The sequence below is a fragment of the Citrobacter sp. MGH103 genome, from assembly GCF_001034475.2.
Classification (GTDB): domain Bacteria; phylum Pseudomonadota; class Gammaproteobacteria; order Enterobacterales; family Enterobacteriaceae; genus Citrobacter; species Citrobacter freundii.
Genome location: NZ_CP073043.1, coordinates 4623325 through 4647653 on the forward strand (window position 1 = coordinate 4623325; position 24329 = coordinate 4647653).

Annotated in this window: 21 protein-coding genes and 2 tRNA genes; 9 read left to right on the forward strand and 14 right to left on the reverse strand. The window is 53.0% G+C overall.

Going from position 1 to position 24329, the window contains the following annotated elements; translation table 11 throughout:
- Window positions 1–9: 9 nt before the first annotated feature.
- Both hemE and nudC read right to left on the reverse strand, forming a co-directional pair.
- Complete coding sequence (hemE, locus tag SK33_RS22270; protein ID WP_003826889.1) at window positions 10–1074, reverse strand: uroporphyrinogen decarboxylase; 1065 nt, start codon at window positions 1072–1074, stop codon at window positions 10–12.
- Window positions 1075–1124: 50 nt separating this feature from the next.
- Window positions 1125–1898: an NAD(+) diphosphatase gene (gene nudC, locus SK33_RS22275; RefSeq protein ID WP_003033074.1), complete on the reverse strand. Its 774-nt coding sequence runs from the start codon at window positions 1896–1898 to the stop codon at window positions 1125–1127.
- A gap of 96 nt (window positions 1899–1994) precedes the next feature.
- Here nudC and SK33_RS22280 point away from each other — a divergent pair, with 96 nt between their 5' ends.
- From SK33_RS22280 to thiH, 7 genes are all read left to right on the forward strand, one after another.
- A complete protein-coding gene (locus tag SK33_RS22280; protein WP_003033077.1) occupies window positions 1995–2483 on the forward strand; it encodes an Rsd/AlgQ family anti-sigma factor in 489 nt (162 codons plus the stop codon).
- Window positions 2484–2840: 357 nt separating this feature from the next.
- Window positions 2841–4739, forward strand: a complete 1899-nt coding sequence (thiC, locus tag SK33_RS22285; protein ID WP_032950754.1) for a phosphomethylpyrimidine synthase ThiC — start codon at window positions 2841–2843, stop codon at window positions 4737–4739.
- A complete protein-coding gene (gene thiE, locus SK33_RS22290; RefSeq protein WP_048219993.1) occupies window positions 4739–5374 on the forward strand; it encodes a thiamine phosphate synthase in 636 nt (211 codons plus the stop codon). Before thiC ends, thiE begins: the two co-directional genes overlap by 1 nt.
- Window positions 5367–6125, forward strand: coding sequence for a HesA/MoeB/ThiF family protein (locus SK33_RS22295; RefSeq protein ID WP_048219991.1), 759 nt, complete (start codon window positions 5367–5369; stop codon window positions 6123–6125). The genes thiE and SK33_RS22295 overlap by 8 nt, the downstream gene beginning before the upstream one ends.
- Window positions 6106–6306, forward strand: a complete 201-nt coding sequence (gene thiS / locus SK33_RS22300) for a sulfur carrier protein ThiS (RefSeq protein ID WP_003033088.1) — start codon at window positions 6106–6108, stop codon at window positions 6304–6306. The genes SK33_RS22295 and thiS overlap by 20 nt, the downstream gene beginning before the upstream one ends.
- Window position 6307: 1 nt before the next feature.
- Complete coding sequence (thiG, locus tag SK33_RS22305; RefSeq protein ID WP_003842025.1) at window positions 6308–7078, forward strand: thiazole synthase; 771 nt, start codon at window positions 6308–6310, stop codon at window positions 7076–7078.
- Window positions 7075–8208, forward strand: coding sequence for a 2-iminoacetate synthase ThiH (gene thiH / locus SK33_RS22310; protein ID WP_048219989.1), 1134 nt, complete (start codon window positions 7075–7077; stop codon window positions 8206–8208). Before thiG ends, thiH begins: the two co-directional genes overlap by 4 nt.
- A 119-nt stretch (window positions 8209–8327) precedes the next feature.
- On the opposite strand, the gene cspG is transcribed toward thiH, so the two are convergent.
- Window positions 8328–8540, reverse strand: a complete 213-nt coding sequence (gene cspG, locus SK33_RS22315; RefSeq protein ID WP_003033098.1) for a cold shock protein CspG — start codon at window positions 8538–8540, stop codon at window positions 8328–8330.
- 1092 nt (window positions 8541–9632) lie between these two features.
- On the opposite strand from cspG, the gene SK33_RS22320 reads away from it, so the two are divergent.
- Complete coding sequence (locus tag SK33_RS22320; protein ID WP_048219987.1) at window positions 9633–9938, forward strand: PTS sugar transporter subunit IIB; 306 nt, start codon at window positions 9633–9635, stop codon at window positions 9936–9938.
- A 4-nt stretch (window positions 9939–9942) separates the two neighbouring features.
- The gene (locus SK33_RS22325) at window positions 9943–10260 is read left to right on the forward strand and encodes a PTS lactose/cellobiose transporter subunit IIA (protein WP_003033104.1); all 318 of its coding nucleotides are present in this window, start codon (window positions 9943–9945) and stop codon (window positions 10258–10260) included.
- A 111-nt stretch (window positions 10261–10371) separates the two neighbouring features.
- On the opposite strand, the gene rpoC is transcribed toward SK33_RS22325, so the two are convergent.
- The 11 genes from rpoC to SK33_RS22380 all read right to left on the reverse strand — a co-directional run bounded on the left by rpoC (window position 10372) and on the right by SK33_RS22380 (window position 24278).
- Complete coding sequence (rpoC, locus tag SK33_RS22330) at window positions 10372–14595, reverse strand: DNA-directed RNA polymerase subunit beta' (protein WP_003033107.1); 4224 nt, start codon at window positions 14593–14595, stop codon at window positions 10372–10374.
- A 76-nt stretch (window positions 14596–14671) separates the two neighbouring features.
- The gene (gene rpoB / locus SK33_RS22335) at window positions 14672–18700 is read right to left on the reverse strand and encodes a DNA-directed RNA polymerase subunit beta (RefSeq protein WP_003033111.1); all 4029 of its coding nucleotides are present in this window, start codon (window positions 18698–18700) and stop codon (window positions 14672–14674) included.
- 320 nt (window positions 18701–19020) lie between these two features.
- Window positions 19021–19386, reverse strand: coding sequence for a 50S ribosomal protein L7/L12 (gene rplL / locus SK33_RS22340; protein ID WP_003033114.1), 366 nt, complete (start codon window positions 19384–19386; stop codon window positions 19021–19023).
- Window positions 19387–19452: 66 nt separating this feature from the next.
- A complete protein-coding gene (rplJ, locus tag SK33_RS22345; RefSeq protein ID WP_001207203.1) occupies window positions 19453–19950 on the reverse strand; it encodes a 50S ribosomal protein L10 in 498 nt (165 codons plus the stop codon).
- A 414-nt stretch (window positions 19951–20364) separates the two neighbouring features.
- A complete protein-coding gene (gene rplA / locus SK33_RS22350; RefSeq protein ID WP_003033119.1) occupies window positions 20365–21072 on the reverse strand; it encodes a 50S ribosomal protein L1 in 708 nt (235 codons plus the stop codon).
- Window positions 21073–21075: 3 nt separating this feature from the next.
- Window positions 21076–21504, reverse strand: a complete 429-nt coding sequence (rplK, locus tag SK33_RS22355) for a 50S ribosomal protein L11 (RefSeq protein WP_048219986.1) — start codon at window positions 21502–21504, stop codon at window positions 21076–21078.
- A gap of 154 nt (window positions 21505–21658) precedes the next feature.
- The gene (nusG, locus tag SK33_RS22360; RefSeq protein WP_003033125.1) at window positions 21659–22204 is read right to left on the reverse strand and encodes a transcription termination/antitermination protein NusG; all 546 of its coding nucleotides are present in this window, start codon (window positions 22202–22204) and stop codon (window positions 21659–21661) included.
- A 1-nt stretch (window position 22205) separates the two neighbouring features.
- Window positions 22206–22589, reverse strand: coding sequence for a preprotein translocase subunit SecE (gene secE / locus SK33_RS22365; RefSeq protein ID WP_003033128.1), 384 nt, complete (start codon window positions 22587–22589; stop codon window positions 22206–22208).
- A gap of 230 nt (window positions 22590–22819) precedes the next feature.
- Window positions 22820–24004, reverse strand: a complete 1185-nt coding sequence (gene tuf, locus SK33_RS22370; RefSeq protein WP_003031109.1) for an elongation factor Tu — start codon at window positions 24002–24004, stop codon at window positions 22820–22822.
- 118 nt (window positions 24005–24122) lie between these two features.
- Window positions 24123–24198, reverse strand: a tRNA-Thr gene (locus SK33_RS22375).
- A gap of 5 nt (window positions 24199–24203) precedes the next feature.
- A tRNA-Gly gene (locus tag SK33_RS22380) sits at window positions 24204–24278 on the reverse strand.
- Window positions 24279–24329 lie beyond the last annotated feature (51 nt).

Below are 24329 nucleotides of genomic sequence, written 5' to 3' on the forward strand. Positions count from 1 at the left end.
AATGACTCCTTAACGGTGGTACTGTTCGGACAACCGATGTACCGCCTCCACAAAGACACCCGCATGTTCTGGCGGGACGTCCTGATGAATGCCGTGACCCAGGTTAAAGACATGCCCTTCGCCCTGACCGAATCCGGCCAGAATTGTCGCCACCTCTTCTTCGATGCGGGCTGGCGGTGCATATAGCATGGACGGATCCATATTGCCCTGTAGCGCCACTTTATGACCTACACGACGACGCGCATCGGCAATGTCAGTGGTCCAGTCGAGACCTAACGCATCACAGCCGGTTTCCGCCATCGCTTCCAGCCACTGACCACCACCTTTGGTAAACAGGGTCACAGGTACGCGACGACCTTCGTTCTCGCGTAGCAGGCCATCGACGATTTTGTGCATGTAGTACAGGGAGAACTGCTGATAATCGCGACCGGTCAGCACACCGCCCCAGGTATCGAAAATCATCACCGACTGCGCGCCCGCTTTGATCTGCGCGTTCAGGTACAGCGTGACGCTCTTCGCCAGCTTATCAAGCAGCAGATGCAGCGCTTTAGGGTCGGCATACATCATCTTTTTAATCACGGTGAAGGCTTTGCTGCTGCCGCCTTCAACCATGTAGGTCGCCAGCGTCCACGGGCTACCGGAGAAGCCGATCAGCGGCACTTCGCCTTTCAGTTCACGGCGGATAGTGCGCACCGCGTTCATCACGTATCCAAGCCCATCTTCCGGGTCCGGGATCGGCAGTTTGTCGACGTCAGCCTTGCTGGTAATCGGAGAGGTGAAGCGTGGACCTTCTCCTGCTTCAAAATACAGCCCGAGTCCCATCGCATCCGGGATCGTCAGGATATCGGAGAAGAGGATCGCGGCATCAAGTTTATAGCGACGAAGCGGCTGCAGCGTGACTTCGCAGGCCAGCTCGGCATTTTTGCACAGCGCCATAAAATCGCCCGCTTCGGCACGGGTAGCTTTGTATTCCGGTAGATAACGGCCTGCCTGGCGCATCATCCATACCGGAGTGACATCAACGGGCTGGCGCAGCAGCGCACGCAGATAACGATCGTTCTTCAGTTCGGTCATTTTTGCAGTTCCTTATTGCGTCAGTCCATCAGTGTATCACCACTCGCTCTTTACTCGTACTCAGCCCGACACATTGCCACAGTATCTTCAATCAATCGACGCGCGACAGTACCCGGCGGGGGCAAGAGCGGTAAATCGTCATAGCGATACCAGTTCGCTTCCAGCAGCTCTTTCGGGTCGATGACGATTTCGCCGCTATCATACTCCGCCATAAATGCGGTCATCAAAGACTGTGGGAACGGCCACGGCTGAGAAGTGACATAACGCAGGTTTTTCACCTTGATGCCGCTCTCTTCCATGACTTCACGCGCCACCGCCTGCTCGAGGGTCTCGCCCACTTCGACAAAACCCGCCAGCACGGTATGCACGCCGTTGCGATGGCGAACATGTTGGGCGAGCAGGATGGAATCATCTCGGCGAATAGCGACGATTATGCAGGGAGCAATTTGCGGGTAATAACGTTCGCGGCAGTGACTACAGAGCATCGCCCACTCCGTTTTACTCGGGTGCATGGGATGGCCGCAGTAACCGCAGAATTTATGCGAGCGGTAAAACTCTGCCAGCTGTACGCCTCGTCCGGCCAGTTGAAACAGGCCAACGTCCTGGTCAATGACCTGGCGCACCGACCCCATATCGTGTCGACGCTGCTGCTGCACCAGCCAGACAGTTTCCCCTTCCCACTCGCCTATTGGCAGCGCGCGCTGACCAATCAGATCAAAACGGGCTGCGTCGCCATAAGGTAGCTCGCCATGAGGTAACCATAACTTTTGCTCATGACTGACAATCCACCAGCCGCTATCTAATTTTTCAATTATACGATCCATATCTCTTGCGCAACCTTTGCTTCACAGGCATGTTGTTTACATTATTTTTACATTTACGGGTGAGCAGTTCCTAAACACCATCTTGCGGAGTCAATCATGCTAAACCAGCTGGAAAGCCTGACGGAGCACGTCGGAGGAAGTAATAAACTGGTTGATCGCTGGCTACATGTACGTAAGCACCTGCTCGTGGCTTACTACAATCTGGTTGGCATTAAGCCTGGCAAAGAATCGTACATGCGACTCAATGAAAAGGCGCTGGATGATTTTTGTCAGAGCCTGGTCGATTACCTCTCCACCGGACACTTCAGTATTTATGAACGTATTCTCCATAAATTGGAAGGCAACGGGCAGCTTTTAAAAGCCACAAAAATTTGGCCGCTGCTGGAAGCCAATACGCAGCTGATCATGGACTACTATGACTCCAGCCTGGAAACTGCGATTGATCATGATAACTTCCTTGAGTTTCAAAAGGTTTTATCGGATCTCGGCGAAGCGCTGGAAGCCCGGTTCGTGCTCGAAGATAAGCTGATCATGCTGGTATTTGATGCGATGCACGAGAGTGGCACTCTCAAACGTCCTGCTTGAGATTTGTCGCATTAACGCGTAGTTTACATTCATTACCTCTAAGATAGAGGTTACTTCTTGTCGGAGTGCTTATTTTCCACAAAAGCATTCGTGATGCGTCAAGGCGGCAAGTCAGTGAATCTCCAGGAGCTTACCTAAGTAAGTGACTGGAGTGAGCGGACGAAGCCAACAAAGAGGCAGCGCGAAGGATGACGTGGAAAAGGCTGAGACCGTTAATTCGGGATCCGCGGAACCTGATCAGGTTAAGACCTGCGAAGGGAACAAGAGTCAATCTACAACCGTTCGCCTTTGGGTGATCGCCTCTCTTGCTTCATCCGTCGTCTGACAAGCCACGTCCTTACTTTTTTGGAATGAGCTATGTCTGCCACTACTAAACCATCACGCCGCGAACAGCGCGCGCAAGCCCAACACTTTATCGATACCCTGGAAGGGACCGCCTTCCCTAACTCAAAACGCATTTATATTACCGGTTCGCAGCCGGATATCCGCATTCCGATGCGCGAAATCCAGCTTAGCCCGACGCTGATTGGCGGCAGCAAAGACAACCCGCAATTTGAAGACAACGAAGCCGTGCCGGTGTACGACACCTCCGGGCCGTATGGCGATCCTGACGTGGCGATTAACGTCCAGCAGGGCCTGGCGAAACTGCGCCAGCCGTGGATTGCGGCGCGTAACGACAGCGAAGAATTAGACGACCGCAGCTCCGCTTACACCAAAGAGCGCCTGGCCGACGATGGCCTGGACGAGCTGCGTTTCAGCGGCCTGCTGACGCCAAAGCGCGCCAAAGCCGGAAAGCGCGTGACCCAGTTGCACTACGCCCGTCAGGGGATCGTCACGCCGGAGATGGAGTTTATCGCCATCCGTGAAAATATGGGCCGCGAGCGTATTCGTAGTGAAGTGCTGCGCCACCAGCATCCGGGGATGAACTTTGGCGCGCGTCTGCCGGAAAATATCACCCCGGAATTCGTGCGTGATGAAGTCGCTGCGGGCCGGGCGATTATTCCCGCCAACATCAACCACCCGGAATCCGAGCCGATGATCATCGGCCGCAACTTCCTGGTGAAGGTGAATGCCAACATCGGTAACTCGGCGGTCACTTCCTCTATCGAAGAAGAGGTCGAAAAACTGGTGTGGTCGACCCGCTGGGGCGCAGATACGGTGATGGACCTTTCCACCGGTCGCTATATTCACGAAACCCGCGAGTGGATCCTGCGTAACAGCCCGGTGCCGATCGGCACCGTACCGATCTACCAGGCGCTGGAGAAGGTCAACGGGATCGCCGAAGATCTCACCTGGGAAGCGTTCCGCGATACGTTGCTGGAACAGGCCGAACAGGGCGTCGACTACTTCACTATCCATGCGGGCGTACTGCTGCGCTACGTGCCGATGACCGCTAAACGCCTGACCGGAATTGTCTCGCGCGGCGGTTCAATTATGGCGAAATGGTGCCTTTCTCATCACAAAGAAAACTTCCTGTTTGAACATTTCCGCGAAATTTGTGAAATCTGCGCCGCCTACGATGTCTCGCTCTCTCTCGGTGACGGCCTGCGCCCGGGTTCGATTCAGGATGCCAACGACGAAGCGCAGTTCTCCGAACTGCATACGCTGGGCGAGCTAACCAAAATCGCCTGGGAATACGATGTGCAGGTGATGATTGAAGGCCCAGGGCATGTGCCGATGCATATGATCCAACGCAACATGACCGAAGAGCTGGAGAGCTGCCACGAAGCGCCGTTCTACACCTTAGGGCCGTTGACGACAGATATCGCGCCGGGCTATGACCACTTCACCTCCGGCATTGGCGCGGCGATGATCGGCTGGTTTGGCTGCGCGATGCTGTGCTACGTCACGCCAAAAGAGCACCTCGGCCTGCCTAACAAAGAAGACGTGAAGCAAGGGCTGATTACCTACAAGATTGCCGCTCACGCCGCGGATTTAGCCAAAGGCCACCCGGGCGCGCAGATCCGCGATAACGCGATGTCGAAAGCGCGCTTCGAATTCCGCTGGGAAGACCAGTTTAACCTCGCGCTCGACCCGTTCACTGCCCGCGCTTATCACGATGAAACCCTGCCGCAGGAGTCCGGCAAAGTCGCCCATTTCTGCTCCATGTGCGGGCCGAAGTTCTGCTCGATGAAAATCAGCCAGGAAGTACGCGACTACGCCGCCGCGCAGACTATTGAAGTGGGAATGGCAGATATGTCGGAGAACTTCCGCGCCAAAGGCGGTGAAATCTACCTCAAAAAAGAGGAGGCATAATGTACCAGCCTGATTTCCCGACCGTGCCGTTCCGCCTCGGGCTTTACCCGGTGGTGGACAGCGTGGCGTGGATTGAACGCCTGCTGCTGGCGGGCGTACGCACGATCCAACTGCGCATTAAAGATAAGCGTGATGAAGAGGTCGAAGCCGACGTCATGGCCGCCATTGAACTGGGGCGTCGCTATGACGCCCGCCTGTTTATCAACGACTACTGGCGGCTGGCGATTAAGCACCACGCTTACGGCGTGCATCTGGGCCAGGAAGACCTTGAAACCACCGATCTGAAGGCGATTCAGGCGGCGGGGCTGCGCCTGGGTGTATCCACTCACGATGATATGGAGATCGACGTCGCGCTGGCGGCTAAGCCTTCTTATATCGCACTCGGCCACGTCTTCCCCACGCAAACCAAGCATATGCCTTCCTCCCCGCAGGGGCTGACGCAGCTGGCAAGTCATATTGAACGACTGGCCGATTACCCGACCGTCGCCATTGGCGGCATCAGCCTGGAACGTGCGCCCGCGGTGCTGGCAACCGGCGTCGGCAGCATTGCCGTGGTCAGCGCCATTACCCAGGCGGCTGACTGGCAGGCAGCCACGGCGCAACTGCTGGATATCGCGGGAGTCGGCGATGAATGACCGCGACTTTATGCGCTACAGCCGGCAGATCCTGCTCGGCGATATCGCGATTGAGGGCCAACAAAAGCTGCTCGACAGCCATGTGCTGATTGTCGGTTTAGGCGGGTTAGGTTCGCCTGCCGCGCTGTATCTGGCGGGAGCAGGTATCGGCAAACTGACGCTGGTAGACGATGACGACATTCATTTGAGCAATCTGCAGCGCCAGATCCTGTTTACCACTGATGATATCGCGCGTTCAAAATCGCAGATTGCCCAGCAGCGCCTGACGCGGCTCAACCCGGATATCGAACTGGTATCACTCCAGCAGCGACTGAAAGGCGATGCGCTCCGACATGCGGTAGCGCGTGCCGATGTGGTGCTCGACTGTACCGACAACATGGCCACGCGTCAGGAAATTAACGCCGCCTGCGTGTCGCTGAATACACCTTTGGTTACCGCCAGCGCCGTCGGTTTCGGCGGCCAGTTGATGGTGCTCACGCCACCGTGGGAACAAGGTTGTTACCGCTGCCTGTGGCCGGATGATGTCGAACCTGAGCGCAACTGCCGTACCGCCGGTATCGTCGGCCCGGTTGTCGGCGTGATGGGCACCTTGCAGGCGCTGGAAGCCATCAAGCTGCTTAGCGGCATTGCGACGCCCAGCGGCGAGTTACGCCTGTTTGACGGTAAAACCAGCCAATGGCGCAGCCTTGCGCTGCGTCGGGCCAATGGCTGCCCGGTATGTGGAGGGCAACATGCAGATTCAGTTCAATGATGAGCCGATGCAGTGCGCCGAGGGACAAACCGTCAGCGGGCTGCTCACCGAGCTTAATCAGCTTAAACCGGGCGCGGCGCTGGCGCTCAATCAGCAGATCCTGCCGCGCGAGCAGTGGCAGCAGCAAATCGTGCAGGAAGGCGACCAGATCCTGCTTTTTCAGGTTATTGCAGGGGGTTGATATGTTACGTATTGCCGACAAAACGTTTGATTCACATCTGTTCACCGGTACCGGAAAATTTGCCTCATCGCAGCTGATGGTCGAGGCGATTCGCGCCTCCGGCAGCCAGTTGGTCACGCTGGCCATGAAGCGCGTGGATTTGCGCCAGCATAACGATGCCATTCTGGCCCCGCTTATCGACGCGGGCGTGACGCTGCTGCCTAACACCTCCGGAGCGAAAACCGCTGAAGAGGCGATTTTCGCCGCCCAACTGGCGCGTGAAGCGCTGGGCACAAACTGGCTGAAATTAGAAATCCACCCGGATGCCCGCTGGCTATTGCCGGATCCGATTGAAACACTAAAAGCTGCCGAAGCGCTGGTGAAACAGGGCTTTGTGGTGCTGCCCTACTGCGGCGCGGATCCGGTACTGTGCAAGCGGCTGGAAGACGTGGGCTGCGCGGCGGTGATGCCGCTCGGCGCGCCTATCGGCTCCAACCAGGGGCTGGAAACCAAAGCGATGCTGGAGATTATTATCCAACAGGCGACCGTGCCGGTGGTGGTTGATGCAGGCATCGGCGTCCCCAGCCACGCCACGCAGGCACTGGAAATGGGCGCCGACGCGGTGCTGGTCAACACGGCAATCGCGGTAGCCGACAGCCCGGTGATGATGGCCACCGCTTTCCGTCTGGCAGTTGAAGCAGGCCTTTTGGCGCGCCAGGCGGTACCTGGAAGCAAAAGCTCGCAGGCAAATCCCACAAGCCCGCTAACCGGATTCCTGGAGGCCTTCGCATGAAAACGTTCAGCGATCGCTGGCGACAGCTGGACTGGGACGACATCCGCCTGCGCATCAACGGTAAAACCGCCGCTGACGTGGAGCGCGCCCTCAACGCTTCGCATCTTAGTCGCGACGATCTGATGGCATTGCTCTCTCCTGCCGCCGCCGATTATCTGGAGCCGCTTGCGCAACGGGCGCAAAAGCTCACCCGTCAGCGTTTTGGCAACACGGTGAGCTTTTACGTGCCGTTGTATCTCTCCAACCTTTGTGCCAACGACTGCACCTACTGCGGTTTTTCGATGAGCAACCGTATCAAACGCAAAACGCTGGACGAAAATGAGATACAACGTGAGTGTGCGGCTATCCGTGAGCTGGGCTTTGAGCATCTGCTACTGGTCACCGGTGAACATCAGGCCAAAGTGGGGATGGATTACTTTCGTCGCCATTTGCCTGCCATTCGCCGCCAGTTTGCCTCTTTACAGATGGAAGTACAGCCGCTGTCAGAGGCTGAATATGCGGAGCTGAAGACGCTGGGGCTGGATGGCGTGATGGTGTATCAGGAGAGCTATCATGAGGCGATTTACGCCCGCCACCATCTGAAGGGGAAAAAGCAGGATTTCTTCTGGCGACTGGAAACGCCGGACCGGCTGGGCCGCGCAGGGATCGACAAAATCGGTCTTGGCGCGTTGATTGGTTTGTCCGACAGCTGGCGGGTTGACTGCTATATGGTAGCTGAACATCTGCTGTGGATGCAGCAGCATTACTGGCAGAGCCGCTACTCTATCTCCTTCCCTCGCCTGCGCCCATGCACCGGAGGCGTTGAGCCTGCATCGATCATGGATGAGCGACAGCTGGTCCAGACCATTTGCGCGTTTCGTTTACTGGCACCAGAAATTGAGCTGTCGCTCTCCACCCGCGAATCGCCATGGTTTCGTGACCATGTGATCCCGTTGGCAATCAACAACGTCAGCGCCTTCTCAAAAACCCAGCCCGGTGGTTATGCCGATAACCACCCCGAACTGGAACAGTTCTCCCCGCACGACGATCGTCGCCCGGAAGCCGTTGCTGAAGCACTGATGGCGCAGGGATTACAGCCCGTGTGGAAAGACTGGGACAGCTATCTGGGACGCGCGGCACAGATGCCCTAAGCCCAACGCTATCGCATAAACAAAAAAACCCGCTTTCGCGGGTTTTTTCTTCACTGGTGCTTAACTGCTCGGGCTCTGGCCTTCATCGCTATCGTAAGCCTTCGTGAAATTATCGGCGTTTACAGCGCGACAACGTTAACAGCAGACGGGCCTTTAGCGCCATTCTCCACGGAGAACTCCACCTTTTGACCTTCGTCTAACGTTTTAAAATCGTTACTCTGGATAGCGGAAAAATGCACAAACACATCCTTGCTACCGTCCTGAGGAGTGATAAAGCCGAAGCCTTTATCAGAGTTAAACCATTTTACTAAACCAGTCATTTTGTTAGACATAGATACTTCCTTTCATGTTTTTGAGCCGCTTATGCAGCGAAGATGGCCTGTTTTGCAGAAATTAACTTATGGGGCACTTAGGGAGGAGGCTCATGAAGAAGAGTATCTGAGGATAACGCTTGAACTGAGAACTGCTTTACTAAAACTGCTTGCATAAGGTCTGTGTTCCAAACCGATGCCGCTATAGTAGACCTACTTCTAATCATTAAGCAAGCATTAATTTTTTTAATACCCACTGAGTGATGGATTGTTGAACCAACGCGGCTAAGCATCCTGGATAACAGCTTGATCTACAATGAACAAAAGCCCCGACTATTGCAGTCAGGGCTTTACGTTACTACACACTTCAAATTTAACATTAATAAACTTAACGATTTAATACTGCTGATGGTACTACTTTAAAATGTACACGTTTACTACAGATAATATTGGATATTGATACTAACTAAAGCTTTCCTCTATTTACCGTTAAACACATTCCACCCGCTTGATAATAGAACTCAAGGCTGGTGACCTAAACAAGTACACTTCCCCTCGCGACATATACTCTTTGATGCGTTGCCTTATTTCCCTCGTGATAACCAAAAAAGCAGAAATCACGAACAATTACTATTAAATCATGGCGTTACATCGTCGCGTTTTACTGATTTTTTGCGATTAGATATATCAACTACGTGGCCTGAAAGCATTGTCGAGGTGAAAAAATAGCGTTTTCAGCATCGACTATCCCATACAAAAATACTTCATGGCCTTTATCGCAAACCCCAATCAAGCTCTACTAACACTTACTACGTTAACAGCAAACTACAATTTCTCCGCTGTTAAGTATTAACATACGGGTTTAAAAAACGCTGTCAATACTGTTTTTTATAACATGTCTTTATTGACAGTAATTATATATTCCAGCATGTGATAAGCGAGTCAAAAAGCCGCTGGTCCCGGTCCAGATCGCAGGGTTTGGCCTCTTTTTGTAACCGGTTTCAGAAAAAGCGGTTTTCTTTGTGATGCCTTGCACACAATCGTTGCAAAGCAGTTGTTGCTATAGCTGGCTCGCGATAATTATCAACTCACACATGTTGATCGAGACTGCTTATGAAAAACATCGTTTTATGCTGTGCCGCCGGAATGTCCACCAGCATGCTGGTGCAAAGGATGAAAGATGCCGCCCAGAAAAAAAGCGTCGACGTTACTATCAAAGCCGTCCCGGTGGCCGAGTTTGAAGAGAATATCGCTACAGCGGATATCGTTTTGCTCGGTCCACAGGTTAAGTATGAACAGGCCAAGCTACAGGCGATCGCCGACCCACTAGGCAAAAAGGTCGCCGTTATCGACATGATGGATTACGGCATGATGAAAGGCGATGCGGTACTGGACAAGGCGCTGAAACTACTGGAGTGATGGTATGGAAGAGTTAGAAACGATCATCATGGAGTTATTGGTAAACGCTGGCGCTGCACGCAGCCAGGCCCTGACGGCATTGCAACTGGCGCGTAAAGGTGATTTCTCCGGTGCAGAACAAGCGATGACGGAATCACGCGAGTACGTTAAACAAGCGCATAAAATCCAGACCCAGCTGATCGGAATTGACGAAGGAACCGGCAAGCTACCGGTTAATCTCATCACCGTCCATTCGCAGGATCACCTGATGAACGCGATGGTGATTCAGGATTTGGCGGGAGATATGATTGAGCTTTATCGGCGGTTACCGCCGGTAAATTAATGACACTGCCGGATGGCTTCGTAGCCTCATAGACCAGATAAGCGCCATCAGAAATAAACCTGGACATAAAAAAACCCGCCGAAGCGGGTTTTTTATTATGGTCGGCAACGATTAATCGTTGTCAGAACCGCCCAGGCCTGCGTTCAGCAGTTCTGCCAGGCTGGCAGACGCATCTTCAGCAGTCACCTGCGGTGCAGCTGGCAGTTCGCCCGCTGCACGACGGCGCATACGATCCTGGTGGTACGCGTAACCGGTACCTGCCGGGATCAGACGACCCACGATTACGTTCTCTTTCAGACCGCGCAGTTCATCACGTTTACCTGCAACAGCGGCTTCGGTCAGGACACGCGTGGTTTCCTGGAACGATGCTGCAGAGATGAAGGACTCGGTTGCCAGAGACGCTTTGGTGATACCCAGCAGATCGCGGGAGAACGTTGCACCCACTTTGCCGTTCGCTTCCAGCTCGCGGTTAGCGATCTTGACGCGGGAGTATTCAACCTGCTCGCCTTCCAGGAAGTCGGAGCTACCAGCGCTTTCGATGGTGGCTTTACGCAGCATCTGACGAACGATAACTTCGATGTGTTTATCGTTAATCTTAACACCCTGCAGACGGTATACGTCCTGAACTTCGTTAACGATGTAACGAGTTACAGCATGCACACCACGCAGACGCAGGATGTCGTGCGGCGCTTCCGGACCGTCGGAAACAACGTCACCACGTTCTACACGTTCACCTTCGAACACGTTGAGCTGACGCCATTTCGGAATCATCTCTTCGTACGGTTCGCTACCGTCTACCGGGGTGATAACCAGACGACGTTTACCTTTGGTTTCTTTACCGAAGGAAATGATGCCGCTGATTTCAGCCAGGATTGCCGGCTCTTTCGGACGACGTGCTTCGAACAGGTCAGCAACGCGCGGCAGACCACCGGTGATATCCTTGGTACCGCCGGATTCCTGCGGAACACGCGCCAGGGTGTCACCAGAACTGATCTGTACGCCATCTTCCAGCTGAACAATCGCTTTACCCGGCAGGAAGTACTGAGCAGGCATATCGGTGCCTGGGATCAGAACGTCGTTGCCCTGAGCATCAACAATTTTCAGTGCCGGACGCAGGTCTTTACCACCCGCAGTACGCTCTGCAGAATCCAGAACCACCAGAGAAGACAGACCGGTCAGCTCGTCGGTCTGACGAGTAATGGTCTGGCCGTCGATCATGTCAGTGAAGCGGACAAAACCACTCACTTCGGTGATAACCGGCATGGTGTGCGGATCCCAGTTTGCTACGGTTTCGCCGCCAGCAACCTGTTCGCCATCACCTTTCGCCATAACGGAGCCGTAAGGCACTTTATAGCTTTCTTTGGTACGGCCGAATTCGTCGATCAGTTTCAGTTCGGTGTTACGTGAGGTGATAACCAGTTTGCCGCTGGAGTTCACAACCGACTTCGCATTGCTCAGACGGATGCTACCTTTGTTTTTCACCTGAATGCTGGATTCAGCAGCCGCACGAGATGCCGCACCACCGATGTGGAACGTACGCATCGTCAGCTGTGTACCCGGTTCACCGATGGACTGTGCCGCGATAACGCCGATTGCTTCACCTTTGTTGATGATGTGGCCACGCGCCAGGTCACGACCGTAGCAGTGCGCACATACACCAAAGTCGGTGTCACAAGATACAACAGAACGGACTTTGACGGAGTCAACGGAGTTCTCTTCCAGCAGGTCACACCACTGTTCGTGCAGCAGCGTGTTGCGTGGAACCAGAATATCCGCCGTACCCGGCTTCAGAACGTCTTCAGCAGTCACACGACCCAGAACGCGATCGCGCAGCGGCTCTTTAACATCACCACCCTCGATAACCGGGGTCATGGTGATGCCTTCCAGAGTGCCGCAATCGTCTTCAGTAACAACCAGGTCCTGCGCAACGTCGACCAGACGACGAGTCAGATAACCGGAGTTCGCTGTTTTCAGTGCGGTATCCGCCAGACCTTTACGCGCACCGTGAGTAGAGATGAAGTACTGGAGTACGTTCAGACCTTCACGGAAGTTCGCGGTGATTGGCGTTTCGATGATGGAGCCATCTGGCTTCGCCATCAGACCACGCATACCGGCCAGCTGACGAATCTGTGCTGCAGAACCACGCGCACCGGAGTCGGCCATCATGTAGATGCTGTTGAAGGAAACCTGCTGCTCTTCTACGCCGTCACGGTTAATAACGGTTTCGGTTTGCAGGTTATCCATCATCGCTTTGGATACACGATCGTTTGCCGCAGCCCAGATATCGATAACTTTGTTATAGCGTTCGCCCGCGGTTACCAGACCGGACTGGAACTGCTCCTGGATCTCAGCAACTTCAGCTTCCGCTTCAGAGATGATCTCGTGTTTCTTCTCTGGGATGACCATGTCATCAATACCAACAGATGCACCTGAACGCGCTGCATAAGCAAAGCCGGTGTACATTGTCTGGTCAGCGAAGATAACGGTCGGCTTCAGGCCCAGAATGCGGTAACAGGTGTTCAGCATTTTGGAGATAGCTTTCTTGCCCAGCGCCTGGTTGACGATGGAGAAAGGCAGACCTTTCGGTACGATCATCCACAGAATGGCGCGACCAACGGTCGTGTCTTTCAGACTGGTGTGCGCAACGAATTCGCCGTTTTCATCTTTTTCGTATTCAGTGATACGCACTTTAACGCGCGCATGCAGAGAGGCCAGACCTGCGCGATAGATACGCTCAGCTTCTTTCGGGCCAGTCAGCACCATGCCTTCGCCTTTGGCGTTAACACAGTCACGGGTCATGTAGTACAGACCCAATACAACGTCCTGAGACGGAACGATGATAGGTTCGCCGTTCGCCGGAGACAGGATGTTGTTGGTAGACATCATCAGCGCACGCGCTTCGAGCTGGGCTTCCAGCGTCAGCGGTACGTGAACAGCCATCTGGTCACCATCGAAGTCGGCGTTATATGCCGCACAAACCAGCGGGTGAAGCTGGATAGCTTTACCTTCGATCAGTACCGGTTCAAATGCCTGGATACCCAGACGGTGCAGTGTTGGTGCACGGTTCAGCAGTACCGGGTGTTCGCGGATAACTTCGTCCAGGATATCCCAAACGACAGCTTCTTCACGCTCAACCATTTTCTTAGCGGCTTTGATGGTGGTGGCCAGGCCACGCAGTTCCAGCTTGCCGTAGATGAACGGTTTGAACAGTTCCAGTGCCATTTTCTTCGGCAGGCCGCACTGATGCAGACGCAGGTATGGACCTACGGTGATTACAGAACGACCGGAGTAGTCAACACGCTTACCGAGCAGGTTCTGACGGAAACGACCCTGCTTACCTTTGATCATGTCGGCCAAAGATTTCAGAGGACGTTTGTTAGAACCGGTGATCGCACGACCGCGACGACCGTTATCCAGCAGGGCGTCAACCGCTTCCTGCAGCATACGTTTTTCGTTGCGTACGATGATGTCCGGCGCAGCCAGATCCAGCAGACGCTTCAGACGGTTGTTACGGTTGATAACGCGACGATACAGATCGTTCAGATCCGACGTTGCGAAACGACCACCATCCAGCGGAACCAGCGGACGCAGATCTGGCGGCAGAACCGGCAGAACGGTCAGGATCATCCACTCTGGCTTGTTGCCAGACTGTACGAAGGCTTCCAGCAGTTTGATACGCTTGGTCAGCTTCTTACGCTTGGTTTCGGAGTTGGTTTCGTTCAGCTCTTCGCGCAGAGTTTCACACTCTTGCTCCAGATCCATGCTCTTCAGCAGGGCCTGGATTGCTTCCGCACCCATCTTCGCGTCAAATTCGTCACCGAACTCTTCCAGCGCGTCCAGATACTGCTCTTCAGTCAGGATCTGTTGACGTTCCAGGTTAGTCATACCGCCTTCGATAACCACATAAGATTCGAAGTACAGTACGCGTTCGATATCACGCAGCGGCATATCAAGCAGCAAACCGATACGGGACGGCAGAGATTTCAGGAACCAGATGTGAGCAGTCGGAGACGCCAGCTCGATGTGGCCCATACGCTCACGGCGTACTTTAGTCTGGGTCACTTCAACGCCGCACTTCTCACAGATCACACCACGGTGTTTCAGGCGCTTGTACTTACCGCACAGGCACTCGTAGTCTTTTACCGGCCCAAAGATACGGGCGCAGAAAAGGCCGTCACGTTCAGGTTTGAACGTACGGTAGTTGATGGTTTCCGGCTTCTTAACTTCACCGAAAGACCATGAACGGATCATGTCTGGCGAGGCCAGAGCAATTTTGATCGCATCAAACTCTTCGGTTTTAGTCTGCGCTTTCAGAAACTTTAATAAATCTTTCACGGATTTGCTCCCGTCGGAGTTAGCACAATCTGGCGCTGGCTGTTACGCCAGCACCAGTGACCTGTTTGATCGAGAGTTACTCGTCTTCCAGCTCGATGTTGATACCCAGCGAACGAATCTCTTTCAACAGTACGTTGAAGGATTCCGGCATGCCTGGTTCCATCTGATGGTTGCCGTCCACGATGTTTTTATACATCTTAGTACGACCGTTCACGTCATCAGACTTAACGGTGAGCATTTCCTGCAGGGTGTATGCTGCGCCATATGCTTCCAGCGCCCACACTTCCATCTCCCCGAAGCGCTGACCACCGAACTGCGCCTTACCACCCAGCGGCTGCTGAGTAACCAGGCTGTAAGAACCGGTAGAACGCGCATGCATCTTGTCATCAACCAGGTGGTTCAGTTTCAGCATGTACATGTAGCCAACGGTAACCTGGCGCTCGAACTGCTCACCGGTACGACCGTCGAACAGTGTGATCTGACCGGAAGTCGGCAGGCCACCCAGCTGTAACAGTTCCTTGATTTCAGACTCTTTCGCACCGTCGAATACCGGCGTTGCGATCGGCATACCTTTTTTCAGGTTTTCAGCCAGACGCAGAACTTCTTCATCACTGAAGGTATTCAGGTCAACTTTCTGACGAACATCTGAACCCAGATCGTAAGCACGCTGGATGAATTCGCGCAGTTTCGCGACTTCCTGTTGCTGTTTCAGCATGGCGTTGATCTTATCGCCGATACCTTTTGCAGCCATACCCAGGTGGGTTTCAAGGATCTGACCGATGTTCATACGCGATGGTACGCCCAGCGGGTTCAGTACGATATCTACCGGCGTACCGTTAGCATCGTGTGGCATATCTTCGATCGGGTTGATCTTAGAGATTACACCCTTGTTACCGTGACGACCTGCCATCTTATCACCAGGCTGGATCCGACGTTTAACCGCCAGATAAACCTTAACAATCTTCAGCACGCCCGGTGCCAGATCATCGCCCTGAGTGATTTTACGGCGCTTCGCTTCGAGTTTTTTCTCGAATTCGTGTTTCAGTTCGTCGTACTGCTCAGCCAGTTGTTCCAGCTGATTCTGTTTTTCTTCGTCGGTCAGGCCGAGTTCTAACCAGCGGTCACGCGGCAGTTTGTCGAGCTTCTCAGCTTCAACACCACCAGAAACCAGCACAGCGTAGATACGGCTGAACAGGCCAGCTTCGAGGATCTGCAGTTCTTCAGACAGGTCTTTTTTCGCCTGCTTCAGCTGCATCTCTTCGATTTCCAGCGCACGTTTGTCTTTTTCTACGCCATCGCGAGTAAAGACCTGAACGTCGATAATCGTACCGGAAACACCGTTTGGCACGCGCAGAGAAGAGTCTTTAACGTCAGACGCTTTTTCACCGAAGATCGCACGCAGCAGCTTCTCTTCTGGCGTCAGTTGGGTCTCACCTTTCGGCGTTACCTTACCAACCAGAATGTCACCACCGGTCACTTCCGCACCGATATAAACGATACCGGATTCATCCAGTTTGGAGAGCGCTGCTTCACCCACGTTCGGGATGTCAGCGGTGATCTCTTCTGGCCCCAGCTTGGTGTCACGGGACACACATGCCAGTTCCTGAATATGGATGGTGGTGAAACGGTCTTCCTGGACAACACGCTCGGATACGAGAATGGAGTCTTCGAAGTTGTAACCATTCCATGGCATGAATGCCACACGCATGTTCTGGCCCAGCGCCAGTTCACCGAGGTCGGTGGACGGACCGTCTGCCAGCACATCACCACGTTCAACCGGCTCGCCCAGAGATACGCAAGGCATCTGGTTGATACAGGTGTTCTGGTTAGAACGGGTGTATTTGGTCAGGTTATAAATGTCGATACCTGCTTCGCCCGGGTACATCTCGTCTTCGTTAACTTTGATAACGATACGGGAAGCATCCACGTACTGAACAGTACCGCCACGTTTAGCAACTGCAGTAACACCGGAGTCAACGGCAACAGCACGTTCCATACCGGTACCAACCAGCGGCTTATCAGCGCGCAGAGTCGGAACCGCCTGACGTTGCATGTTCGCACCCATCAATGCACGGTTGGCGTCATCGTGTTCCAGGAACGGGATCAGGGACGCACCGACGGATACCACCTGCTGGGTGGATACGTCCATGTAGTCAACCTGATCACGGCTGAACAAGCTGGATTCGCCTTTGCTACGGCAGGTAACCAGATCTTCTACAAAGTGGCCTTCGTCATCCAGGTTGGAGTTCGCCTGAGCGATAACGTAGTTGCCTTCTTCGATAGCAGACAGGTAATGAATTTCGTCAGTTACAACACCGTCGGTCACTTTACGGTACGGAGTCTCGAGGAAGCCGTATTCGTTAGTCTGTGCATACACGGACAGGGAGTTGATCAGACCGATGTTCGGACCTTCAGGCGTTTCGATTGGACATACGCGACCGTAGTGAGTCGGGTGTACGTCTCGAACTTCGAAGCCTGCGCGTTCACGGGTCAGACCGCCTGGGCCGAGTGCAGAGATACGACGTTTGTGCGTAATCTCAGACAGCGGGTTGTTCTGGTCCATAAACTGAGACAGCTGGCTGGAACCAAAGAACTCTTTCACTGCTGCAGAAATCGGCTTGGCGTTGATCATATCCTGAGGCATCAGGGTATCCAGATCGCCCAGAGACAGACGCTCTTTCACCGCACGCTCAACACGTACCAGGCCAACGCGGAACTGGTTTTCCGCCATTTCGCCTACGGAACGGATACGACGGTTGCCGAGGTGGTCGATATCATCGACTTCGCCTTTACCGTTACGGATATCGATGAGCTTCTTCATCACTTCGATGATGTCGTCTTTGCTCAGGATACCGGAACCTTCGATTTCGTCGCGCAGCAGAGAACGGTTGAACTTCATACGACCGACCGCAGACAGGTCATAGCGGTCTTCGGAGAAGAACAGGTTCTCGAACAGGCTTTCAGCAGCTTCACGAGTCGGCGGCTCACCAGGGCGCATCATGCGGTAGATTTCTACCAGCGCGCTCAGACGATCGTTGGTAGGGTCGACGCGTACAGTTTCAGAAATGTACGGACCGTGGTCCAGATCGTTAGTGAACAGCGTTTCGATACGCTTGTGACCAGACTGGCTCAGCTTAGCCAGCAGATCCAGGCTCAGCTCCATGTTAGCTGCGCAGATCAGCTCGCCAGTAGATTCGTCAACGTAGTCTTTAGCCGCAACTTTACCAGCAATGTATTCAACCGGAACTTCGATATGTTTGATATCGTCTTTTTCCAGTTGGCGAATGTGGCGCGCAGTGATGCGACGGCCTTTTTCGACGTAGACTTTGCCGTTAGCTTCAATGTCAAAGGAGGCGGTTTCACCACGCAGGCGTTCCGGCACCAGTTCCATCTGCAGCTTGTTGTCGCGAATTTCGAAAACAACTTTTTCAAAGAACAGGTCAAGGATCTGCTCAGTGGTGTAGTTCAGTGCACGCAGAATAATGGTCGCAGGCAGTTTACGGCGACGGTCAATACGTACGAACAGGTTGTCCTTCGGATCGAATTCGAAGTCCAGCCAGGAACCACGGTAAGGGATGATGCGCGCGTTATACAGCACTTTACCCGAAGAGTGGGTTTTACCTTTGTCGGAGTCAAAGAAGACGCCAGGACTACGGTGCAGCTGAGAAACGATAACACGCTCAGTACCATTGATTACAAAGGTACCGTTGTCAGTCATGAGCGGAATTTCGCCCATGTAGACTTCTTGTTCTTTAATGTCTTTTACGGTGCCTTCCGGCGCTTCGCGCTCGTAGATCACCAGACGCAGTTTTACGCGCAGCGGTGCGGAATAGGTCACGCCACGGATCTGACATTCCTGAACGTCAAACACCGGTTCGCCAAGGCGGTAGCTGACGTATTGCAGCTCGGAATTACCGCTGTAGCTCTGAATCGGGAAAACGGAACGGAAAGCTGCTTCCAGACCATACTGCCCTTCAGGATCTTGCTCGATGAACTTCTGAAACGAGTCAAGCTGGATAGAAAGGAGATAAGGTATGTCCAACACTTGTGGACGTTTACCAAAATCCTTACGAATACGTTTTTTCTCGGTATAGGAGTAAACCATTAGGGTTCCTCAGCTCGCTGACAAGTCGACCCATCTGTCCGACGAAGGGACAGTTTGTGCAACACTATTTTGTTGACCGGAAAATCGAATACTTTCCGCAATGCCTGTTGCTATCACGCTTAAACCATTTCATTGCGATTTACACAGAACTGATGCTCTGTCGCAGTATATTAAGACGTCGATAGAAACAAGCATTGAAAGGCACAGCAGTAGTCAAACAGTGTGAAATGCTACTGGCGCCTTACAGCGCAAAAAGGCTGGTGACTAAAAAGTCACCAGCCATCAGCCTAATTTCTTAGGCTGCAACCAGAAAAGTTGGCTTATTTAACTTCAACTTCAGCGCCAGCTTCTTCCAGAGATTTTTTCAGTGCTTCTGCGTCGTCTTTGCTGATGCCTTCTTTCAGGGCAGCCGGAGCAGATTCTACCAGGTCTTTAGCTTCTTTCAGACCCAGGCCAGTTGCGCCACGTACTGCTTTGATAACAGCAACTTTGTTAGCGCCAGCAGCTTTCAGAATTACGTCGAATTCAGTTTTTTCTTCAGCAGCTTCAGCCGGGCCAGCAGCTACAGCTACAGCAGCAGCAGCGGAAACACCGAATTTTTCTTCCATTGCAGAGATCAGTTCTACAACGTCCATTACGGACATAGCGGATACTGCTTCAATGATTTGATCTTTAGTGATAGACATTTAAATTGTTCCTGAAAATCAGAATAAGTTTATACGTAAGCAGATGCTTGAGAAAAATAACTGCGATTAAGCAGCTTCTTTCGCATCGCGTACAGCAGCCAGAGTACGAACCAGTTTGCCAGCCGAAGCTTCTTTCATGGTTGCCATCAGGCGTGCAATTGCTTCTTCGTAGGTCGGCAGAGTTGCCAGGCGATCGATTTGCGATGCCGGGATCAATTCACCTTCAAAGGCTGCGGCTTTGACCTCAAATTTTGCATTCGCTTTCGCGAACTCTTTGAACAGACGAGCAGCAGCGCCCGGGTGTTCCATAGAGTATGCAATCAGGGTCGGACCAACAAACGTGTCTTTCAGGCACTCGAACTGAGTACCTTCAACGACGCGGCGCAGCAGGGTGTTACGAACAACACGCATGTATACGCCAGCTTCACGACCTGCTTTACGCAGTTCAGTCATTTTATCTACAGTTACGCCACGGGAATCCGCAACTACTGCAGACAGCGCGCCTTTGGCTACTTCGCTGACTTCAGCAACAATCGCTTGTTTGTCTTGAAGATTTAAAGCCATTAGCTTTGCTCCTGGATGTTTGCCGGAACTCATGTTCCGGAACTCACTTCACTCTCCCCAACGGAGAGAGCGTCTAAATACGGTGAGCAGAAACAAGCCAGAGTATCAGAAATAATCTTAGCGTTCTGTCACCGTCTACGCAGGGCATTAAGTTTCTTACGAAACACCTGCGGTCTTCGACGGAGGCCTGGATAGGCCAGGCTCCAACGAACAAATCCTGTCTATCTGTCGCTATTCAATCTGTGCCGGCGTTGACTGCCTTCGTTCACACCAGTCACATAGTTAACTATGCTCCTGGCGATTCACTCAGTTGTCGCCTTGCCACAGCCTGAATATCTCGGATATACGTCTGCAATTAGCAGAAACGTGGGGGTAAGATTGTAGACAAAATCACCGCCCACGTAAAGGCGAATATTAGTTCGCCACAGTCGCAGTCAGACCGGACTGATCAACGGCAACACCAGCACCCATGGTGGTGGAGATGCTAACTTTCTTGATGTACACGCCTTTAGCCTGAGTCGGTTTCGCTTTTTTCAGCGCAACCAGCAGAGATTCCAGGTTTTCTTTCAGTTTGTCAGCGTCAAAATCCACTTTACCGATGGTGGTATGGATGATGCCGTTTTTGTCGTTACGGTAACGAACCTGACCTGCTTTAGCGTTCTTAACCGCTTCAGCAACGTTAGGGGTTACAGTACCAACTTTCGGGTTTGGCATCAGGCCGCGCGGGCCCAGAACCTGGCCCAGCTGGCCAACAACGCGCATTGCATCCGGGGAAGCAATAACAACGTCAAAGTTCATTTCGCCTTTCTTGATCTGGTCAGCCAGATCTTCCATACCTACCAGCTCAGCGCCTGCAGCTTTAGCAGCTTCAGCGTTTGCGCCCTGGGCAAATACGGCTACGCGAACGGAACGGCCAGTACCGTGCGGCAGTACAGTTGCACCACGTACGTTCTGGTCAGATTTACGAGCATCGATGCCGAGGTTAACGGCAACGTCTACGCTTTCTACGAATTTAGCAGTGGCCAGCTCTTTCAGCAGAGCAATAGCTTCGTTGATGTCGTACTGTTTAGTTGCATCAACTTTGTCACGGATCACGCGCATACGCTTGGTCAGTTTAGCCATTTCTTAGTCCCCCACTACCAGGCCCATGGAACGTGCAGTACCTTCAATGGAGCGAGTCATCGCTTCAATGTCGGAACCAGTCATGTCGGCAGCTTTGGTCTGCGCGATTTCCTGCAGCTGAGCGCGGGAAATTTTACCCACTTTGTCTTTGTTCGGCTTACCGGAACCAGACTTGATACCAGCCGCTTTCTTCAGCAGAACTGCTGCCGGAGGCGTTTTGGTAACGAAAGTGAAAGAACGGTCAGCGTAAACGGTGATAACAACCGGGATCGGCAGACCTTTTTCCATGGAATCAGTTTTTGCGTTGAACGCTTTGCAGAATTCCATGATGTTCACGCCTTGTTGACCCAGTGCTGGACCTACCGGCGGACTCGGGTTAGCCATACCAGCTGCAACTTGCAGCTTGACGTAGGCCTGGACTTTCTTAGCCATTCTAAATTCCTCTAGTTGGGTTATAGCGCCTCAAGGAGGCTCCCCGTGATTAAATTCGTTTTACGGACAGGGTCCATAAAAACAAAAGGCGCGAAATTGTATTCCAATCTCGCGCCTTGTGCAACGATTAAATCGCCGCTTTTTTGATCGCTGTTTAGGCTTTTTCTACCTGGGCAAAGTCCAGTTCTACCGGGGTCGCACGACCAAAGATAGAAACAGAGACTTTCAGGCGGGACTTCTCGTAGTCCACTTCTTCAACCACGCCGTTAAAGTCAGCAAACGGACCGTCACTAACGCGAACCATTTCACCTGGCTCAAACATCGTTTTCGGACGCGGTTTATCACCAACCTGCTGCAGACGGTTCATGATCGCATCAACTTCTTTGTCGCTGATCGGCGCCGGACGGTCAGATGTACCGCCGATAAAGCCCATCACACGCGGCACGCTGCGCACCAGGTGCCAGCTTGCGTCATTCATCACCATCTGGACCAGTACATAGCCCGGGAAGAATTTACGTTCGCTCTTGCGACGCTGGCCACCACGGATTTCGACCACTTCTTCGGTCGGCACCATGACTTCGCCAAACAGCTCTTCCATATTTTGTAACTTGATATATTCGCGCAGCGACGTGGCTACGCGGCCTTCAAAACCGGAAAACGCCTGAACGACGTACCAGCGCTTTTTAGGGGCTTCAGACATCTTAGAACCTCAGGCCAGTGATAAAGGATACCAGGCGAACCAGAATACCATCCAGTCCCCACAGGATCAGTGACATTACTGCGGTAACCGCAGCCACAATTAATGTGGTGTGCAATGTTTCCTGGCGAGTTGGCCAAATGACCTTACGGACTTCGGTTCTCGCTTCACGGGCAAAAGCAACGGTCGCTTTACCTTTTGTTGTCAACAGCGCGACACCACCCGCTGCGGCAATCAGAATCACTACGGCCAGCGCACGCAGCGGCAGCATCATGTCACGATAGAGGTAGTTGCCAACGATAGCTACAAGCAGCAATACAGCGACAACAACCCACTTCATCGCTTCCAGGCCGCGCCCGCTTCCTTGAGCTTCGGTATTCGCACTCATAAACCAACCTGTCAGAAGTATTCTACAAACATTTTCACCCCGCGTAAGCGAGGAGATCCAAACCGAAATGCTCTGGTGCGTTTCGGACTAAACGCCCTCTTCAGAGCCTGTCTCAGCAATGATTATGACAAAAAAAATCACTGATGAGCCAGGTTCTGGTGTGAAAGCGTGCAAAAAGGGCATCAAATGATGCCCTTTTATTGCGCATTGCGTCAAATGTTATTCGGCAATTAGCTCATTACTTTGGCAACAACGCCCGCACCAACAGTACGGCCGCCTTCACGGATTGCGAAACGCAGACCGTCGTCCATCGCGATCGGGTGGATCAGGGTAACAACCATTTTGATGTTGTCGCCCGGCATTACCATCTCTACGCCTTCCGGCAGTTCGATGGTACCAGTCACGTCAGTAGTACGGAAGTAGAACTGCGGACGGTAGCCTTTGAAGAACGGAGTATGACGGCCGCCTTCGTCTTTGGACAGAATGTACACTTCAGATTCGAACTTGGTGTGCGGCTTGATAGAGCCCGGCTTAGCCAGTACCTGACCACGTTCGATTTCTTCACGTTTGATACCACGCAGCAGAACACCAACGTTCTCACCAGCACGGCCTTCGTCCAGCAGTTTGCGGAACATTTCAACGCCAGTACAGGTAGACTTAGCAGTCTCTTTGATACCAACGATTTCAACTTCTTCACCAACTTTGATGATACCGCGCTCTACACGACCGGTAACAACGGTACCACGACCGGAGATGGAGAATACGTCTTCGATAGGCAGCAGGAACGGCTTGTCAATCGCACGCTCTGGTTCTGGGATGTAAGAATCCAGGAAGCCAGCCAGTTCGATGATTTTCGCTTCCCACTCTGCTTCGCCTTCCAGCGCTTTCAGAGCAGAACCACGAACGATCGGAGTGTCGTCGCCCGGGAAATCGTACTGAGACAGAAGTTCACGAACTTCCATTTCTACCAGTTCCAGCAGCTCTTCGTCATCAACCATGTCGCATTTGTTCAGGAACACGATGATGTACGGAACGCCTACCTGACGACCCAGCAGGATGTGCTCACGAGTCTGCGGCATCGGGCCGTCAGTCGCAGCAACAACCAGGATCGCGCCGTCCATCTGCGCAGCACCGGTGATCATGTTTTTAACATAGTCGGCGTGGCCCGGGCAGTCTACGTGTGCGTAGTGGCGAGTCGGGGTGTCATATTCAACGTGAGAAGTGTTGATGGTGATACCACGTGCTTTTTCTTCCGGCGCGTTATCGATCTGATCGAATGCGCGAGCAGCACCGCCGTAGGTTTTAGCCAGTACGGTAGTGATTGCAGCGGTCAGCGTTGTTTTACCATGGTCAACGTGGCCGATAGTACCGACGTTAACGTGCGGTTTAGTACGTTCAAATTTTTCTTTAGACATCGATTGTCCCTCTAAGACACGGATAAATCGGTGATATCACCACATCAACCAGGCAATATACCTGAGCTGTTGAATGCTTTTAAAAGTAAACAGAGAGAAACGGGAAGGAGAAGTGAAGTGGTGCTGATACCCAGAGTCGAACTGGGGACCTCACCCTTACCAAGGGTGCGCTCTACCAACTGAGCCATATCAGCACGTCTGGAGCGGGCAGCGGGAATCGAACCCGCATCATCAGCTTGGAAGGCTGAGGTAATAGCCATTATACGATGCCCGCATCCTGAAACTCGGCTACCCAGTTCTTTCTGTAACAAAAAAGAGATTTCTC

Excerpts from the sequence above, each read along its gene's own strand:
- hemE (WP_003826889.1), bottom strand. The coding sequence starts at position 1,074 with ATGACCGAACTGAAGAACGATCGTTATCTGCGTGCGCTGCTGCGCCAG.
- nudC (WP_003033074.1), bottom strand. The coding sequence starts at position 1,898 with ATGGATCGTATAATTGAAAAATTAGATAGCGGCTGGTGGATTGTCAGT.
- SK33_RS22280 (WP_003033077.1), top strand. The coding sequence starts at position 1,995 with ATGCTAAACCAGCTGGAAAGCCTGACGGAGCACGTCGGAGGAAGTAAT.
- thiC (WP_032950754.1), top strand. The coding sequence starts at position 2,841 with ATGTCTGCCACTACTAAACCATCACGCCGCGAACAGCGCGCGCAAGCC.
- thiE (WP_048219993.1), top strand. The coding sequence starts at position 4,739 with ATGTACCAGCCTGATTTCCCGACCGTGCCGTTCCGCCTCGGGCTTTAC.
- SK33_RS22295 (WP_048219991.1), top strand. The coding sequence starts at position 5,367 with ATGAATGACCGCGACTTTATGCGCTACAGCCGGCAGATCCTGCTCGGC.
- thiS (WP_003033088.1), top strand. The coding sequence starts at position 6,106 with ATGCAGATTCAGTTCAATGATGAGCCGATGCAGTGCGCCGAGGGACAA.
- thiG (WP_003842025.1), top strand. The coding sequence starts at position 6,308 with ATGTTACGTATTGCCGACAAAACGTTTGATTCACATCTGTTCACCGGT.
- thiH (WP_048219989.1), top strand. The coding sequence starts at position 7,075 with ATGAAAACGTTCAGCGATCGCTGGCGACAGCTGGACTGGGACGACATC.
- cspG (WP_003033098.1), bottom strand. The coding sequence starts at position 8,540 with ATGTCTAACAAAATGACTGGTTTAGTAAAATGGTTTAACTCTGATAAA.
- SK33_RS22320 (WP_048219987.1), top strand. The coding sequence starts at position 9,633 with ATGAAAAACATCGTTTTATGCTGTGCCGCCGGAATGTCCACCAGCATG.
- SK33_RS22325 (WP_003033104.1), top strand. The coding sequence starts at position 9,943 with ATGGAAGAGTTAGAAACGATCATCATGGAGTTATTGGTAAACGCTGGC.
- rpoB (WP_003033111.1), bottom strand. The coding sequence starts at position 18,700 with ATGGTTTACTCCTATACCGAGAAAAAACGTATTCGTAAGGATTTTGGT.
- rplL (WP_003033114.1), bottom strand. The coding sequence starts at position 19,386 with ATGTCTATCACTAAAGATCAAATCATTGAAGCAGTATCCGCTATGTCC.
- rplJ (WP_001207203.1), bottom strand. The coding sequence starts at position 19,950 with ATGGCTTTAAATCTTCAAGACAAACAAGCGATTGTTGCTGAAGTCAGC.
- rplA (WP_003033119.1), bottom strand. The coding sequence starts at position 21,072 with ATGGCTAAACTGACCAAGCGTATGCGCGTGATCCGTGACAAAGTTGAT.
- rplK (WP_048219986.1), bottom strand. The coding sequence starts at position 21,504 with ATGGCTAAGAAAGTCCAGGCCTACGTCAAGCTGCAAGTTGCAGCTGGT.
- nusG (WP_003033125.1), bottom strand. The coding sequence starts at position 22,204 with ATGTCTGAAGCCCCTAAAAAGCGCTGGTACGTCGTTCAGGCGTTTTCC.
- secE (WP_003033128.1), bottom strand. The coding sequence starts at position 22,589 with ATGAGTGCGAATACCGAAGCTCAAGGAAGCGGGCGCGGCCTGGAAGCG.
- tuf (WP_003031109.1), bottom strand. The coding sequence starts at position 24,004 with ATGTCTAAAGAAAAATTTGAACGTACTAAACCGCACGTTAACGTCGGT.